Here is a 16,331-nt window from a genome sequence, read left to right on the forward strand (position 1 = left end):
GCGCGGGGACGGCGTCTGGCCGGGGCGCGGCGGTGAGGGATGCGCTACCTAGGGTACCGCTACCGGGGTTGTTGGGACTGTCCATCATCCCGGGCCCGGTGGGCCGCCCGGTTGAGTATCCCCGCCAGCTTGTCAGCTGAGGCCTGGGAGCCGGCACTGAGAGCCACCCGTCCCCCGTTAAGTTTCCTTACGACGACGGCAGGCCCGCTGCTGACCAGCATTGCCGTGGCGTCGTCGTGATGCCGCCAACCCCACCCCCCATAATCAGCCGCTTTGACGTCCGCCGGAGCCGCCCCGGCGATCTCGACGGCGGGGACGGTCAAGACGCGCACGATGCCACCGGCAAACACCTGCAGGCCTCCCCTGTCCGCCCGCACGCGGGCAAACAGGAAGCCGGCGCCTACCAAAGCAGCCACGGCGACCAAGGCGCCGAGCCAAGGGACGGCGACCGCAATCAAGGCCGCCGGAAAAACGGCGGAGACAATGATCATGATGAAAACCGAGCTCCGGGCATGCACCCACAGGCGAAGCGTGTCGCGGGCCAGGTCCGGGTCCGCGAGCAGGGTCAGTTCCTCTTGGAGGGCAACGTCGTCCTCGCGGGTCCAGCGCGGGTCCGGCTTGAAGGCGAACATCATCACGACGCCCAGGGCCACCGCGGCGCCACTGCCCATGGCCAGCACGATCGGGTCCACATGGGACTCGCGCGCGTCCCCCAGCCCGGACTGTCCCACCAGTCCGGCTGCCACCACCGTGGTGATGAAAAGGCTCACTGTCAGTCCCAGGCCCATCATGACGCGCCTCATGACAACAGGCCTGGTGATGGACACCGCCTGGAGGAATACCGCCCATCCGCAGAAGGTGATGAGGGCTGCACCGCCGGTCACATAGGCGCCGAACGGCGCGAACGAGCTGCCGCCGTCGGCGTTCCACATCACGGCAACGGGGTTGGGAAGATCGTTGCGCAGCATTTGGGCGCACACCACGAATCCGACGGCGAGGAGCAAAGGAAAGGCAACCGCAAACCTCAGTGCGCGGAAGTCGAGAGTGTCCCGGAACGATCCCATAATCCAACGCTACTCCGTGGGGCGACACTGTGGTGTTCCCTCCTTGCCTTCGGGCCGTGGAGTGAAAGAATGGCTTCACACCAGCGTCCGGCCTCGAGTGGCCGGGCATCCCAAATCTTCCGGAGGCACCACTTGCCAGGCCTGAACCTCACGCGCGACGAAGCCGCGATCCGCGCCCGACTGCTCAATGTCGAGTCGTACAACGTCACTCTGGACCTGACCAAAGGCCCTGAGGTCTTCGGTTCCACCACGGTGGTGAAGTTCTCCGCGGCCCCGGGATCCACCACCTTCATTGATGCCATCACCCAGGCCGTCCACAGCGTGACCTTGAACGGAACCGATCTGGACCCCGCGGAAGTTTCGGACGGTATCCGTATCCACCTCCCGGACCTCGCCGCCGACAACGAGCTGGTGGTGGTCGCCGACGCTCCCTACATGAACACGGGCGAGGGACTGCACCGTTTCGTTGACCCCGTGGACGGCGAGGTGTACCTCTACACGCAGTTCGAGGTTCCGGACTCCCGGCGTATGTTCGCCGTCTTTGAGCAGCCCGACCTGAAAGCAACCTTCACTTTTAACGTCACAGCGCCGTCGCATTGGGATGTCATCTCCAACTCCCCCACGCCGGTTCCCGTTGAAGCTCCTGCCGGAGAAGACGGCGGCGCCCGGTCCGTGTGGGCATTCGCGCCTACTCCCCGCCTGTCCTCGTACGTCACTGCGTTGATCGCCGGACCGTATCAGTCGGTCCGTTCCGAAGTCACCAGCGCCGACGGGCGGGTTGTGCCGCTGGGAGTCTTTGCCCGCAAGTCGCTGATGCAGTACCTCGATGCGGACAACATCTTCACCCTGACCCGTCAAGGATTTGAGTTCTTCGAAGCACAGTTCGGCTGCCCCTACCCGTTTGAAAAGTACGATCAGTTGTTCGTCCCCGAGTTCAACGCCGGGGCCATGGAAAACGCCGGCGCCGTGACCATCCTGGAGGGCTACGTATTCCGTGGAAAGGTCACCGGCGCCCAGGTCGAACGGCGTGCCATCACCGTGCTGCACGAACTGGCCCACATGTGGTTCGGGGACCTGGTGACCATGCGGTGGTGGAACGATCTCTGGCTCAACGAGTCCTTCGCCGAATACATGTCGCACCTGGCCGCTGTGGAAAACACGGAATTCGACCGCGCCTGGACCACTTTCGCCTCGGTGGAAAAGTCCTGGGCGTACAAGCAGGACCAACTGCCCACCACCCACCCGATCTTCGCGGAAATCAACAACCTCGAAGACGTGGAGGTGAACTTCGATGGCATCACCTATGCCAAGGGGGCTTCCGTGCTCCGGCAGTTGGTGGCCTGGGTAGGTCCGGAGCAGTTCATGGCCGGCGTCCGCAGCTACTTCGCCAAGCACGCCTGGAAGAACACTGAGCTCACCGATCTCCTGGTGGAGCTTGAGGCGGCCAGCGGCCGCGACCTGGATGGGTGGGGCAAGCTCTGGCTTGAAACTTCAGGCGTCAACACCCTGGCTCCCGAGGTCAGCGTTGACGCTGACGGCATCATCACCGGATTCGCGATTCTGCAGACCGCGATCGACGAACAGCCAACCCTCCGTCCGCACCGCCTCGCGGTTGGCTTCTACTCGCTCTCCGGTGACGGCAAGCTGGAACGGTCCCACCGGGAGGAGCTTGATGTCGATGGCCCCCGCACGGAGGTCCCTGCCTTGATGGGCAAGGCACGTCCGGACCTCATCCTGCTCAATGACGACGACCTCGCCTACGCCAAGGTCCGCCTCGACCCGCACTCCCTTGCCACCGCCACGGCCCACCTGAAGGACTTCTCAGCCAGCCTGCCGCGCACCTTGGTATGGGGCTCGGCCTGGGATGCGGCGCGCGACGGCGAAACCCCCGCCCGTGGTTACGTGGACCTGGTCCTGGCCAACATTGCCCATGAAACGGATTCCTCGGTCATTCTGGTCCAACTTCGCCAGCTGGCCACCACCTTGACCTATTACGTGGCCGCCGAACACAAAGCCGAGGTCACCATCGCGGCCGCAGAAAAGCTGTGGGAGCTTGCATCCTCGGTGGAAGCGGGCTCGGATGCCCAGCTGCAGTTCGCCAAGTCCTTTGCCCAACTCGCGCGCGGCGGGCGCCAGCTGGACCGCATCCAGGCGCTGCTGGACGGAGCCGAAACCCTGGAAGGCCTCACGGTGGACCAGGACATGCGCTGGGAGCTCCTGACCGCACTGGTGGCCGGCGGGCGCCAAGGCCAGGAACGCATCGACGCCGAACTTGCCCGCGACAACACCTCCAACGGTCAAAATGCAGCCGCCCAAGCAAAGGCTGCCATCCCCACTGCTGAAGCCAAAGCTGCAGCGTGGGACGCGATCGTTGTCACCGGAGAACTCTCCAACGCGCTGCAGGCGTCAGCCGTGGCCGGGTTCATGCGGGTCCCCACCACTGACTTGCTGGAGCCCTACGCCGAAAAGTACTTTGACGCCGTGCCTGGAATCGTCAAGGAGCGCACTCACGCCCTGGCGCAGCAGATCGTGGTGGGACTCTACCCCGCGCAGCTTACGACGCAGGCAACGGTGGACCGTACGGACGAGTTCCTGGCGGCGCTTCCGGAGGACAGCGCGGCCCTTCGCCGGATGATGCTGGAGCACCGTGACGGCGTGGCCCGTGCTCTCCGCGCACGGGCTGCCGACGTCTAGGCCCGCACCTGACGAGGTCACTGCGGACAGTCGATGCCTGCTGGCTAGACTGTCCGCATGGGCCTCAACGAACACCATTACGCTCTGACAGTCCGCTGGACCGGAAACCTGGGTGAGGGCACGGCCGGCTACCGGGCCTATTCACGGGACCACGACGTGGAGATCCCGGGTCTGCCCACCCTTCAGGGCTCCGCTGATCCCACCTTCCATGGGGACCGTTCACGCTACAACCCGGAGCAGCTGCTGCTCGCTGCCCTCTCGCAGTGCCACATGCTGTCTTTTCTCCATGTGGCCGTCAAGCACGGGGTGGTGGTCACCGGCTACGAGGACAATGCCGAGGGCCTGATGAAGCTCAACCGGGACGGCAGCGGTCAATTCGAAAGCGTCACGCTCAAACCCCACGTCACCATAGCCGATGCCAGCCATTCCGAGTTGATGCCCCAACTGCACCATGAAGCCAACCAGGTCTGCTTCATCGCCCGCAGCGTCAACTTCCCGGTCCTCCACGAACCACGCACGACGCCGGCAGCGGCCTAGGTCTGTTGGGCCCGCCATAGTGCCACGAGACGTCGTTCGGTTTCGCGGCTGAGCCCGGCTTTGCGTTCCCTGTCCAATCCCCGGCTCCTTTCATCCTCGAGCGTGGCCGCCAACGTCTCCTGCCAGGGCCGCAGGACCATTCCGCGCTCACGTGCAGCTTTGTTGGACCGGGCCTGGAAGCCATCATGGTCCGCCGGCAACCACAAGGGAAGCGAGTCCGGTCCTGCCCAGTAGTCGACGCCGTGCTCAAGGAGCCACCCTTCGCCAGCCCGGACAACGTCCTGCACCGCTCCATCCCCGGTTCCGGTTCCAGCCGCCTGCCGGGACTCGGCCAGGTAGTCCTCAAAGCGCACGACGTCTCCCAGCGCGTTGTAGGTACCGGTCAGTCCTCCACCGGCGGATTGCAGGATCCAGGCGGCAAGATCCCGGACGTCAATGATCTGTGTTGCGGCATCCGGGATGTCAGGAACCAGCACCGGGTCAGTGTCAGCAGCGAATCGGGCGGGCCAGTATCCGTACCTGTCAGTGCCGTCCCCCGGGCCACTGATGAGACCCGCCCGCACGATGTGTGCCTTCTCCCCCACCACAGCCAGAGTCATCTGCTCAATAGCCGATTTGGATTCGCCGTAAGTCTCCGGGGTACCGGCCTGTCCCGCCGGCAGCGGCTCAAGCAGCTCCGCGCCCTCATCCGCGCCGGGTATCGAATGGTCTGCATAAACAGAGCAACTCGACACAAACGTCCAGTGCGCGGCGGCGGCTCCCAGCACGTCCAACGCCTCGCCCGCCTGCACGGGATCCCGCGATACCTCCACCACCGCGTCCCATCCGCCGTCGAGTTCAGCATAGGCCGCCGCGCCCAAGGCGCGGTCCCCCCTGACCCAGGTGGCGCCGTCGGGCGGGGTCATTGAGGTGCCACGGGCAATGCAGGTGACGTCATGTCCGGCGGCAACAGCCTGCCGGGCGGTTTCTGCGGACAGGAAGGCGGTACCGCCAAGGACCAGGATGCGCATACCGTCACGCTACGGCGCTAGGGTTGTAGGTGGACAGAGTGTTCCGCGCCCGGCGAACACGGGCCGACGACAAGGAGAAATTCACCCTTGACCTCCATCCCCCTGGCAGAAATTGTCACTTTGGAACCCGAAAAGATCGACCTCGTTTCAATCCTCATCACCGTAGGCGTGGGCCTGGGTGTGTGGATCGTGGCGCGGTTCATCATCTTGCGCATCACCCGGCGGGTTTCCGCCGGAAGTTCCTTCTTCAAGAAAGCGCACTTCAAGTGGGTGCAACCAGCCATCCGCGCGCTCGACCACGAGCGCCGCTCACAGCGCGCCGAGACAATCGGCACCTTGCTGACGAGCCTGGTGAGCGTTGTGGTGGTGGTGATCGTCATCATCTACGTCCTCAAGTACATGAACGTCGACGTCGCGCCGCTGCTGACCAGCGTGGGCATCCTGGGTGTCGCCATCGGCTTTGGCGCCCAGCAACTGATCCGTGATTTCCTCGCCGGAATCTTCATCACCATCGAAGACCAATACGGAATCGGCGATGTCATTGTCACCAGCGAAGTGATTGGTACCGTTGAATCCGTGGGCCTGCGCATCACCCGGGTCCGCGCTGAAGACGGAGCCATCTGGTATCTGCGCAACGGCGAGATCCTCCGCGTGGGCAACCGCTCGCAGGGTGACTACGTCCCACTGGAAACACCGGACACCACCATTGAGCCCGGCGCTGCAGCAACTGCGCCCGTCACAGCAGGCGCACCCCGCGTCACCAAAGCCGAGGAGAAGTCCAATGAGTAGCACAGCAGGCGGGCAACCCCCGGCACCCCAAACAGGCCCCCGACGCCAGCTGATGCAGAATGATCCCTTCAGCCAGCCCGCCTACACGGACAGTTTTTACGCCGCAGTGGGCGGTCACGAAACATTCGTCAAGCTCATCGACGTCTTCTACGACGGCGTTGCCACGGATCCCTTGCTTCGGCCCATGTACCCGGAGGAGGACCTGGGGCCGGCCAAGAGGCGCTTCCTGATGTTCCTGGAACAATACTGGGGCGGCCCCACCACCTATGGCGAAGAACGCGGCCATCCCCGGCTCCGCATGCGCCACATGCCGTTCCGGGTAACCCCCGAGGCCAAGGACCGCTGGCTGTTCCACATGCGCACGGCGGTGGACTCCCTGGAGCTCTCCCCTCTGCATGAGGGAACGTTGTGGGACTACATGGAACGGGCTGCGCTGACCATGGTCAACAGTCCTTCGTCCGGAGCCTGACCTTTAGAAGCCGAGTCCCAGGCCTGCGCCTGTGCGCACCAGCACATGGCCGCGGGGGCCGCTCAAACGGAACCAGCGGCCATTGCGGAAGACCTTCTGCTCGGCGTCGCCCAGGAAGCCCAGAGCGAAAGCAGCGAAGGCCGCGCCGGCAGGAAGGTTGCCGGCGTCTGGAAGCTCACGACCCCATACTGCTGCCCTAGCGCTGTTGACCACCGCCGCACCCGCCAGAGCCGGAATGACACCGGCCACCTCGGCTATGCCGGCCTCGGCCGCCGACCTGAGGTCGGCGTCGAGTATTGATCCCTGCGCTTCCCACCCGGAGCGCGGCGCCCCAACGCCGGCCCAGGACTCGGAAACGGTCGACGGCGGAATGGGCAGCTCCACGTCGTCGGCACCCGAGCGGGCCAACCGGTCCATAACGGACGCAAGCGTCACCGTCACATCGGCCTGGGCCGGCTCAGCCAGGGCCATGGTCCGCAGGCCGAGGATGGTGGGAGTGGACTCCCCCAGGATGCGCGGCCGCAGGACGCACACGTATGCGGCCAGGACACTGCCCGCGGCCTGGAGGCGGATGGCGCCGTCGTCGATGCTCTTTGCCCGCGTCACAAAGGTCTTCAAGTCAGCGAGGTCACGGGGATCGGCGAAGCGGAAGGACTGGGTCAAGACGTCTGTCACATCATCGACTCTACCGGCATGTCCCCGGTTGAGAGGGGTCGGGGCGGCGTCTAAAGTCGAACCATGACTGAGACGAATGCTGGCCTTGAAGTGGAAGCACCCGCAGAAGACCCCATGGATGTGCTGATCGGCCTGCTGGACCTTGGTGACTTTGACGGAGCCCGGACCAACGAGGACATCTTCCTGGGCCCATCGCAGAAACAGCCGAGGCACAGGGTCTTTGGAGGCCAGGTTTTGGCGCAGTCGATGATGGCAGGCATGCGAACAGTGGAACCGGACAGGGTGGCACACTCCATGCACGGCTACTTCCTGCGGCCGGGGGACGCCAACAAGCCCATCACTTTCGGTGTTGAGAGGTTGCGGGACGGGCGTTCGTTCTCCGCCCGGCGCGTTCACGCGTACCAGGACGGCGTGCCGATTCTCTCGATGATCGCGTCATTCCAGGTGGAGGACACCGGCCTGGACCACCAGGCAACCATGCCCGAAGGCATCCCCGACCCGGAATCCCTGCCCAGCACTGCGGAGCTGTTGTCGCAGTACGACCACCCGATGGCGCGGCACATGTCATCGGAACGTCCGTTCGACGTCCGCCACATTGACCCGGCGCTCTATGTTTCCCCGCCCACCCAGCACGTGGCAAGCAACGCCGTGTGGATGAAAACCATGGGACCGTTGCCCGATGATCCCAACCTGCACCGCGCGGCCTTGGCCTATGCCAGCGACTACACGCTGCTCGAACCTATTCTCCGCGCACATGGCCTCGCATGGATGACGCCGGGAATGAGCGTCGCCAGCCTCGACCACGCCATGTGGTGGCACCGCCCGGTACGGGTGGACGAGTGGATGCTCTACGTCCAGGAGTCCCCCAGCGCCCAAGGCGCGCGCGGACTCGCCACGGGCCGCATCTTCAACCGTGACGGACTGCATGTTGCCACCGTGGCCCAAGAGGGTATGGTGCGGATCCCGTAGGCTTTCGAGGCGCCGTGTGACGGCGGGAAGTTAAACCAGAAAGGCCGGTCCCTTGCGGGACCGGCCTTTCTGTGTGTACCTGGAATTCCTAGTCGCGGGTCAGGCGGCGGTGCGTGACGCGGTGCGGCTTGGCGGCATCGGGGCCAAGGCGCTCCACCTTGTTCTCTTCGTAGGAGTCGAAGTTTCCCTCGAACCAGTACCACTTGGACGGGTTCTCGTCGTCGCCTTCGTAGGCGAGAATGTGGGTCGCTACCCGGTCGAGGAACCAGCGATCGTGCGAAACAACCACTGCGCAACCAGGGAATTCGAGAAGGGCGTTTTCAAGGCTGCTCAGGGTTTCGACGTCGAGGTCGTTGGTAGGTTCGTCAAGCAGCAACAAGTTGCCACCTTGCTTGAGCGTCAAGGCAAGGTTGAGGCGGTTGCGCTCACCACCGGAGAGGACACCGGCCTTCTTCTGCTGGTCCGGGCCCTTGAAGCCGAACGCCGACACGTAGGCACGCGAAGGCATTTCGACCTGACCGACCTGGAGGAAGTCGTGGCCTTCCGAGACAACTTCCCAGAGGGATTTGTTCGGATCGATGCCGCCACGGGACTGGTCCACGTAGGAGATCTTCACGGACTCGCCGATCTTGAGCTCACCATCGTCCAAAGGCTCCATGCCGACGATCGTCTTGAACAGCGTGGACTTACCCACGCCGTTGGGTCCGATGACGCCAACGATGCCATTGCGGGGCAGCGAGAAGGAGAGGCCATCGATCAGGACGCGGTCGTCGAAGCCCTTCTTCAGGTTCTTGGCCTCGATGACCAGGGAACCCAGGCGCGGTCCCGGCGGGATCTGGATTTCTTCGAAGTCCAGCTTGCGCGTGCGGTCGGCCTCTGCAGCCATTTCTTCGTAGCGGGCAAGACGGGCCTTGGACTTGGTCTGGCGGCCCTTGGCGTTGGAGCGCACCCACTCAAGTTCTTCGGTAAGGCGCTTGGACAGCTTGGCGTCCTTTTTGCCCTGGACCTCCAAACGGGCCTTCTTCTTCTCCAGGTAGGTGGAGTAGTTGCCTTCGTATGGGTAGAGGTGGCCGCGGTCAACTTCTGCGATCCACTCTGCCACATGATCCAGGAAGTAACGGTCGTGGGTCACGGCAAGGACAGCACCGGGATACTGGGAGAGGTGCTGTTCGAGCCACAGCACGCTCTCGGCGTCCAAGTGGTTGGTGGGCTCATCGAGGAGCAGCAGGTCAGGCTTCTGGAGGAGCAGCTTGCACAGGGCCACGCGGCGGCGCTCACCACCGGAGAGGACAGTGACGTCGGAATCGGCCGGCGGGCAACGCAAGGCGTCCATAGCCTGTTCCAGCTGGGAATCGATATCCCAGGCATCGGCAGCGTCAATGGCTTCCTGCAACTTGCCCATTTCATCCAGGAGCGTCTCGTAATCAGCGTCCGGGTTGGCCATTTCTTCGGAGATCTCGTTGAAACGCTGGATCTTGCCGTAGATCTCGCCTACACCTTCCTGGACATTGCCCAGGACAGTCTTTTCCTCGTTCAGCGGCGGTTCCTGCAGGAGGATGCCCACGGTGTAGCCGGGGCTCAGGCGGGCCTCGCCGTTCGAAGGGGTGTCCAGTCCGGCCATGATCTTCAGGATGGTGGACTTACCAGCACCGTTCGGTCCCACGACGCCGATCTTCGCGCCAGGGTAGAACGACATGCTGACATCGTCCAGAATAAGTTTGTCGCCAACGGCTTTGCGAGCCTTGGTCATCGTGTAAATGAATTCCGCCATGCCCTTAAATCTAATGGCTCGGCCTGCTTAACTCACATTCGCGCCCCGAAGAGCCGCTAGCGGGCGTCTCCCACGAAGCATTTACCGGTAGCCAGCACGGGCAGTACGGTCACCAGGACACCACCGTCTCGGATTTGCCCCACGACGCAGCTCCCTCCGGTCAAAGCGGCTGCCTCCAGGGCATCGACGTCAAGGCCCGTGGGCGTACGGCTGACAGAGACTTCCACGTTGGCCTTCGGAATCCCGGCCGACACCAAGGCCGATCGGAGTGCTTCCTGGTCCGGCTTGGGGTTGCCGGCCACGAGGTTTTTCAACGTGGTTTCGACGGTTGCCGAGGTGGCGGCCACGGCAGGATCCACCGGAGCTGTGGCTTGGGCAGAGGTGGAGGGGGCCGGGACGGTCCCTGGTTGCGCCGTGGACCCCGTGCTTGAAGTGCAACCAGTCAGCGCAATTGTTACCGCTACCGACAGCGACAATGCTGCACCGCGGATTTTCGCTGCCCCCGTTGACTTGCCACCCGGCGTCGTTCCCCTGCTCATCACTTAGACATTGTGCCATTCACACGGGGGGCTCACCGGCAGGGTTCGGCTGAAGGGATTTTGGTAACCCGGCTGAGGAATGGCGCAAACCACCATGAGCGGAAGGCCCGTGATGCCGTTGCATCGAAGTTCTTGAAGCGAGGCGATAAAGGAACATCCCCCTTGGAAGCTTGTCCAAGGGGGATGCGGTGGTGCCCCAGGAGGGAATCGAACCCCCGACCGGCGGATTAGAAGGCCGCTGCTCTATCCCCTGAGCTACTGGGGCGCACTGACGCCGTCACCACCATGGGCGGCTGGCGCCACAAAGAGTTTACAGTGCCATCGGCGGGTAGCCCGCCATCTCATCACCAGCGGCCTCCATTCCTCCACAAGGGCCCGTTCGCCAGGGTTATGCACATAGGCCCCCGCGGCACTGCCTTCGACGGCTTCACTGGATGAAGCTGAAAGAGCCGGACAGGCACTCCCTACATCCAGAAGGACCACCAATGAATGACATCATCACCGTCCGGGGCTTCGTGGCCTCGGAGGTTAAGAGTTCAACAACCACACGGGGAACGGCTACAGCATCGTTCCGCCTGGGAACCACAGAGCGCCGCTATGACCGGGCGAGCAACACGTGGGTTGACGGCAACACCAATTGGTATACGGTGCAATCTTTCCGATACCTTGCCGGACACGTTGGGTGCAGCGTCAAAAAGGGGCAGCGTGTGCTGGTCATGGGAAAGCTCCGGTTGAGGCAATGGGAACATGAAGGCCGCGTCTACCATGTAGCGGAAATCGACGCCGAATCCGTGGGACACGACCTCATGTGGGGCTCCGCCAACTTCACCCGCATGAACGGCACCTCTGCTCCAGCGGACTCCGCCGCTGCAGACACTGTGCCCTCGGACGAGGCTCTGTCCAGCCCCGCCCCGGGTGGCCCCGGGAGCAGCGGCGAGTGGGACACTGAGGATGCCGAACAAGCTCCTCCGGAGGACGAGTCAGTAGCAGCCGGGATGGATGATCCCGATGGAACCGGGCCATTGATGGTGAACACCTCGACAGGAGAGCTGGTGGGTGCTGGCGCTTGAACCTTGAGCCTGGTGCCCGTAACCCGCCATTCCGGCCGCGACGGTGAGGCCTATTCTGGGTCCATGGCACAGCACGAGGATGCACTCAGGCTAGAGACGGCACCTGCGTCCTGGGCGGCAGTTGAGGAGCTGTTTGGGACCAAGGGCGAACCATCCCGGTGCTGGTGCCGGTGGTTCGTCCTTGCCGGCAAGGATTGGGACACCACGTCTCCGGATGATCGAAAGGAAATGCTGAAGTCAGCTTTCAGCAATGAACCGGCGCCGGGGGTCATGGCCTTCAGGAACGGTGATCCAGTGGGTTGGTGCGCTGTTGAGCCCCGGGCAACCTACGGACGGCTGAAACGGTCACCAGTCCTGAGGGCAGTACCATCGGCCACCACGGACGACACCGCGCTTTGGGCCATCAGCTGTTTCGTCGTGGCACCACGTCATCGCCGCACCGGGGTGTCGGCCGCGCTCCTGGCCGCCGCCGTAAGCCATGCGTTCACCCACGGCGCGGAAGTCGTGGAGGCCTATCCCGTCGACACAGGGCTCAGGACCAAGGCGACCTCAGCGGAGCTCTACCACGGCACTCTGTCGCTTTTCCTGGCTGCCGGATTCGGCCCGGTCTCCGAATCCGTGCCAGGCCGGCCCGTGGTGAGGCTGGCCAAGGGCCAGGCGGCGCCCTGAGGCCGTGCCTGATTCAGAGCGTGCCTGATCCAAAGCCTGCCTGATTCAAAGCGTGGCCTGTTATGCGGCAGTGCCGGAATCAAGGGAGGGTCAGGATCATCGGGCCGTCCGCCGTGATGGCAACCGTGTGCTCGCTGTGGGCTGCTCTACGTCCGTTCGCCGATCGCAGGGTCCATTCGTCCTCATCATGGTAGTAATCGTCCTTGCCTCCCAGAATCAACATGGGCTCGATGGCGATGACCAGGCCCTCCTCCAGCTTCATGCCCCGCCCCGGACGCCCGATGTTGGGAACGGGAGGTTCGGCATGCATGGTCCGGCCGATGCCATGTCCGCCGTGATCGGCCAACAGGCCGTAACCTGCGCGTTTGGCTTCACCACCTATGGCGTAGGCAAGATCCCCCATTTTGTTGCCCACGCGCGCTGCTTCTATTCCCCGCGCCAGTGCGGCATCCGTTGCATTTATGAGTTCCTGGTCCAAGGGATCGCCCTCCCCGACAATGAAGCTGATGGCGGCGTCTCCGCACCATCCCTCCAGGAAAGCACCGCAGTCAACGCTCAGCAGATCGCCGTCTTCAAGGGCATAGCCGTTAGGGATACCGTGCACCACGGCATCATTGACACTGGCGCAGATCACGCCGGGAAACGGCACGGACGCCCAGCGGGGATGATAGTCGAGGAAGGCGGGCCTGGCGCCGGCGTCGGACATCACTGCCGCCGCGACGTCGTCAAGCTCCTTCAGGGAAACTCCCACGGCAGCGTGCTTCTTGACGGCCTTCAAAGCATTGGCCACCACCCTGCCGGCCTCACGCATCAACGTAATCTGCTCGGGAGTTTTCAGCATTGACATCAAAGGTCCTCCGTTGCTGGGCGTGCCCTCAGGGGCTGGTTGTGCGGCCAACTGCGGCCACGTTGCCCACTCTACGACTCCCCGGCTATGCCTGGGAGGGTCTCCGGGCAATGGCAGGAGACCCTCCGCCATATATCGGTCCTACAGTGGACGCATGACCAAGGAACTGGTGGACTCGATCCGCTCCTCACTCCGCTCGTCCGGGGACGCTGAACGGGCGCTTGGTGCCCAGAAGTACATGAAGTCGGCCATGCCCTCACTCGGGGTCAGGGTTCCCGAGGTGCGGAGCATCGTCAAAGCAGCAGCAAGAGAGTTTCCTGTCTCATCCCCTGACGAGCTGCGGGAGGCGGTTCTCCTGTTGTGGCGCGATGCCGAGGCACGCGAAGAGCGGTACGCAGCCATTGACCTGACGGGCCAGCGGATGGTGAAGGAAGACCTGGACATGCTGCCCGTGTACGAGGAAATTATCCGGACAGGAGCCTGGTGGGACCTGGTGGATGGAGTTTCGCCCCGGATATGCGCACTGATGCTTGCGCATAAGCCGACGATGACCCCCTTGCTGCTTCGCTGGGCCGAGGACAACGACCTGTGGATCCGCCGGGCTGCAATTACTGCCCAGCTGGGGGCGAAGTCCATGACCGATTACGGCTTGCTGGCTGCAGTCATCGAACCCAATTTGCACAGCAGGGAGTTTTTCATCCGCAAGGCCATCGGCTGGGCGCTGCGCGAATACAGCAAATCAGATCCCGAATGGGTCCGGAATTTTGCCGCAGATAACGCGTCATCGCTGAGTCCCTTGTCCCTTCGTGAGGGGACACGGCTTTTGTCGTCGAGCTGATGCGGCTCAGATGATCGGACGGAGGCCTGGCTCGTCGTGTTTCCGGAACAGGCTCTTGGTTTTAGGGTCCACAAAGATCAGGTACACGGCGAAGAGCAAGGCAATGATGGCCGCTGCATTCCGCGCCAACGTCAAAGCCAGGCCCAGGTCTTCGCTCTGGAGGTACGGGAAGACGTCCAGCTGGTCCGAGATCGCGTAGACCATGAAGAAGGAGACCACGAAATAGACGGCCTTGACCTGCCAGTCATTGCGGATACCGGTCACGGCAAAGAGCGGAATCAGCCAGACCACGTACCAGGACTGGATCATCGGAGCCAGAATGACGATAGCTGCAAACGCCAGAGTGAGACGGCGCATCAGGCGGTCGTAGTCACCGCGGAAGACCTGCCAGGCGATGGCGCCCACCATGAGCACCTTGCCGGCGTCGTAAACCCACTTGGCCATGCCCCAGCCATCCAGTCCAAAGACATTGAAGATGGACGCCACGACCAAGCCGATCAGGCCGATGGGGGCGTACCAGATCCAAACACTGCCCGGAGCTGACAGGCCATTGATCCAGCCAAATCCGAAGCCATTAACCATGCTCATGGCATACAGCAATCCGAAGCTCAGCCCGGCGGTCAAGAACCAGAAGGCGAACTTCCGTGGCCAGGAAGCCCCCTTGCCGGCCCACAAGAGCCCAATAAAGGGAAGGAACACCACCGTAATGGGCTTAACGGAGATGGAGAGGGTGACCAGCACCAAGCCCAGGATCACGCGACGTGTTGCGCAGTAGTAGAGTCCCGCAAGGGCCAGCCCGATCATCAGGGCGTCGTTGTGGACACTGGCAATGAAGTTGGTGAGGAAGAGCGGATTTGCGGCTGTCAGCCACAGTGCCCGGTGCGGATTCACTCCGTGAAGTTCCGCCAGCTTGGGTACGTAGATGATGCAGAGGACGATTCCCACAAGGGCAACCAGCCGGAACAACATGATGCTTGCTTCAGGTTGGACATTGGTCACCCAGACGACGAACTGCTCGATCCACAGGAACAATTGCCCGTACGGCACCGGCGCTTCGGTCCACATCTTGTCCGCACCCAATTGGAAGTAATTGGGCAGCGCGGAAATCCCATTCTCGTAGGGATTGATGCCTTCGACCATCAGACGGCCCTGACCGATGTACGCGTAAACGTCCCTGCTGAAGAGGGGAACGGTGAACATCATGGGCAATCCCCACGCAGCCACGGCCTGAAGCGTTGCCTTCCGCGCCTCCAGCCCCCAGACCCGGACGCGTTGACCCAAGCGCAGCCAGGCCCGGACCAGCAGCATTCCACCGACGGCCAGCAGGACAATCGACAGGGCGACTCCAACACCTTCGGTGCGCATCCAGATGAAGAGTGGCAACCTCCGAAGTTCGGAGACCGGAGCCAGCCAGCCCACGCCCAGGGACCCGAAGACCATGAACATGGAGCCGATGAAACCGGCAATCAGCGGCGAACGGGCATTATCAACCTCGCTGGCCGCAGCATCTGCCGTCGGCGCTGCTGTCCCTGCCTTCTGGGCGGCGGGTACTGGCACCGTCATGTGGTCGTCATCCAATCGTTCGCCCGGTACATTCGGGAGAAATTCTGCGTCTTTGGGACTTTCCACGGCAGGAAGAAAAAGACACTGCCGCGCTCAAAAATCGTACCATCAGAGCACTTCGAAGCGGCTGAAGGATAGGCTGGGCGCGTGCCTATTACTAATGAACGCATCGTCTGGATCGACTGCGAAATGACCGGCCTGGACCTGAATAACGACGCCCTGATCGAGGTTGCGGCGCTGGTGACGGATTCCGAGCTCAACATCCTCGGCGACGGCGTCGACGTCGTCATCAAGCCGGACGATGCTGCCCTGGAACAAATGAATGATTTTGTGCGGGACATGCATACCCGGTCAAAGCTCCTCGACGAACTCCCCCATGGGAAGACCATGGCCGAGGCCGAAGCCGAGGTACTTGAATACATCGAGAAGTGGGTTCCGGACCCCCGTAAAGCGCCTTTGGGCGGCAACTCCGTGGGAACAGACCGCATGTTCCTGGCCAGGGACATGCCAAACATCGTGGAGCACCTCCACTACCGCGTGATCGATGTCAGCACCATCAAGGAACTCTCGCGGCGTTGGTTCCCGCGCGCCTACTTCCAGTCGCCTGCCAAGCACGGCGGGCACCGCGCCCTCGGCGACATCAAGGACTCCATCGACGAACTTCGCTACTACCGCCAGGCCGTCTTCGTGCCCGCGCCCGGACCGGACACGGCCACGGCACAGCGCATCTCCAGGGACGTCATGGCCACTGCGGAGACCTTGGGCTCCACAGAAACTGTGTGATCTGCACCATTTTTCAAGGTTTTTTCGCCAAAACCGGCAAAAGT

Annotated in this window: 16 protein-coding genes and 1 tRNA gene; 9 read left to right on the top strand and 8 right to left on the bottom strand. The window is 63.0% G+C overall.

Annotation, left to right across the window (positions count from 1 at the left end; translation table 11 throughout):
- Positions 1 to 59: 59 nt before the first annotated feature.
- A complete protein-coding gene (locus AYX22_RS12475; protein ID WP_207593748.1) occupies positions 60 to 1,064 on the bottom strand; it encodes a hypothetical protein in 1,005 nt (334 codons plus the stop codon).
- Between the two features lie 132 nt (positions 1,065 to 1,196).
- On the opposite strand from AYX22_RS12475, the gene pepN reads away from it, so the two are divergent.
- Positions 1,197 to 3,758 carry an aminopeptidase N gene (gene pepN, locus AYX22_RS12480; protein ID WP_207597572.1) on the top strand — a complete coding sequence of 854 codons (2,562 nt, stop codon included), beginning with the start codon at positions 1,197 to 1,199 and terminating at the stop codon, positions 3,756 to 3,758.
- A 57-nt stretch (positions 3,759 to 3,815) separates the two neighbouring features.
- A complete protein-coding gene (locus tag AYX22_RS12485; protein ID WP_207593749.1) occupies positions 3,816 to 4,295 on the top strand; it encodes an OsmC family protein in 480 nt (159 codons plus the stop codon).
- On the opposite strand, the gene AYX22_RS12490 is transcribed toward AYX22_RS12485, so the two are convergent.
- Entirely contained in the window at positions 4,292 to 5,305 is a 1,014-nt protein-coding gene (locus tag AYX22_RS12490; RefSeq protein WP_207593750.1) for an NAD-dependent epimerase/dehydratase family protein, read from the bottom strand. The genes AYX22_RS12485 and AYX22_RS12490 overlap by 4 nt on opposite strands.
- An 87-nt stretch (positions 5,306 to 5,392) precedes the next feature.
- Between AYX22_RS12490 and AYX22_RS12495 the strand changes: the two genes are divergently transcribed.
- Positions 5,393 to 6,094, top strand: a complete 702-nt coding sequence (locus tag AYX22_RS12495; protein WP_207593751.1) for a mechanosensitive ion channel domain-containing protein — start codon at positions 5,393 to 5,395, stop codon at positions 6,092 to 6,094.
- Positions 6,087 to 6,563, top strand: a complete 477-nt coding sequence (locus AYX22_RS12500) for a globin (protein ID WP_278251928.1) — start codon at positions 6,087 to 6,089, stop codon at positions 6,561 to 6,563. Before AYX22_RS12495 ends, AYX22_RS12500 begins: the two co-directional genes overlap by 8 nt.
- A gap of 3 nt (positions 6,564 to 6,566) precedes the next feature.
- Here the strand turns inward: AYX22_RS12500 and AYX22_RS12505 are convergent, their stop codons facing one another.
- Positions 6,567 to 7,238 (bottom strand): hypothetical protein, encoded by a 672-nt coding sequence (locus AYX22_RS12505; protein WP_207593752.1) that lies wholly within the window; start codon positions 7,236 to 7,238, stop codon positions 6,567 to 6,569.
- A 63-nt stretch (positions 7,239 to 7,301) separates the two neighbouring features.
- On the opposite strand from AYX22_RS12505, the gene AYX22_RS12510 reads away from it, so the two are divergent.
- Positions 7,302 to 8,207, top strand: coding sequence for an acyl-CoA thioesterase II (locus tag AYX22_RS12510; RefSeq protein ID WP_207593753.1), 906 nt, complete (start codon positions 7,302 to 7,304; stop codon positions 8,205 to 8,207).
- Positions 8,208 to 8,295: 88 nt separating this feature from the next.
- On the opposite strand, the gene ettA is transcribed toward AYX22_RS12510, so the two are convergent.
- The 3 genes from ettA to AYX22_RS12525 all read right to left on the bottom strand — a co-directional run bounded on the left by ettA (position 8,296) and on the right by AYX22_RS12525 (position 10,782).
- Positions 8,296 to 9,978, bottom strand: coding sequence for an energy-dependent translational throttle protein EttA (ettA, locus tag AYX22_RS12515; RefSeq protein WP_207593754.1), 1,683 nt, complete (start codon positions 9,976 to 9,978; stop codon positions 8,296 to 8,298).
- Positions 9,979 to 10,034: 56 nt separating this feature from the next.
- On the bottom strand, positions 10,035 to 10,517 hold the full coding sequence (locus AYX22_RS24085; RefSeq protein WP_242703323.1) for a hypothetical protein: 483 nt from the start codon (positions 10,515 to 10,517) through the stop codon (positions 10,035 to 10,037).
- A gap of 189 nt (positions 10,518 to 10,706) precedes the next feature.
- Positions 10,707 to 10,782 (bottom strand) — tRNA-Arg (locus tag AYX22_RS12525).
- A 220-nt stretch (positions 10,783 to 11,002) separates the two neighbouring features.
- On the opposite strand from AYX22_RS12525, the gene AYX22_RS12530 reads away from it, so the two are divergent.
- Both AYX22_RS12530 and AYX22_RS12535 read left to right on the top strand, forming a co-directional pair.
- Positions 11,003 to 11,587: a single-stranded DNA-binding protein gene (locus AYX22_RS12530; RefSeq protein ID WP_207593755.1), complete on the top strand. Its 585-nt coding sequence runs from the start codon at positions 11,003 to 11,005 to the stop codon at positions 11,585 to 11,587.
- Between the two features lie 63 nt (positions 11,588 to 11,650).
- Entirely contained in the window at positions 11,651 to 12,256 is a 606-nt protein-coding gene (locus AYX22_RS12535; RefSeq protein ID WP_207593756.1) for a GNAT family N-acetyltransferase, read from the top strand.
- Between the two features lie 79 nt (positions 12,257 to 12,335).
- Here the strand turns inward: AYX22_RS12535 and map are convergent, their stop codons facing one another.
- Positions 12,336 to 13,103 carry a type I methionyl aminopeptidase gene (gene map, locus AYX22_RS12540; protein ID WP_207593757.1) on the bottom strand — a complete coding sequence of 256 codons (768 nt, stop codon included), beginning with the start codon at positions 13,101 to 13,103 and terminating at the stop codon, positions 12,336 to 12,338.
- Positions 13,104 to 13,257: 154 nt separating this feature from the next.
- On the opposite strand from map, the gene AYX22_RS12545 reads away from it, so the two are divergent.
- A complete protein-coding gene (locus AYX22_RS12545; RefSeq protein ID WP_207593758.1) occupies positions 13,258 to 13,941 on the top strand; it encodes a DNA alkylation repair protein in 684 nt (227 codons plus the stop codon).
- Positions 13,942 to 13,947: 6 nt separating this feature from the next.
- On the opposite strand, the gene mptB is transcribed toward AYX22_RS12545, so the two are convergent.
- The gene (mptB, locus tag AYX22_RS12550; RefSeq protein WP_207593759.1) at positions 13,948 to 15,504 is read right to left on the bottom strand and encodes a polyprenol phosphomannose-dependent alpha 1,6 mannosyltransferase MptB; all 1,557 of its coding nucleotides are present in this window, start codon (positions 15,502 to 15,504) and stop codon (positions 13,948 to 13,950) included.
- A gap of 189 nt (positions 15,505 to 15,693) precedes the next feature.
- Between mptB and orn the strand changes: the two genes are divergently transcribed.
- Positions 15,694 to 16,287, top strand: a complete 594-nt coding sequence (orn, locus tag AYX22_RS12555) for an oligoribonuclease (protein WP_242703632.1) — start codon at positions 15,694 to 15,696, stop codon at positions 16,285 to 16,287.
- Positions 16,288 to 16,331 lie beyond the last annotated feature (44 nt).

The sequence above is a fragment of the Arthrobacter sp. D5-1 genome (genome assembly GCF_017357425.1).
In the GTDB taxonomy this organism is placed as follows: domain Bacteria; phylum Actinomycetota; class Actinomycetes; order Actinomycetales; family Micrococcaceae; genus Arthrobacter.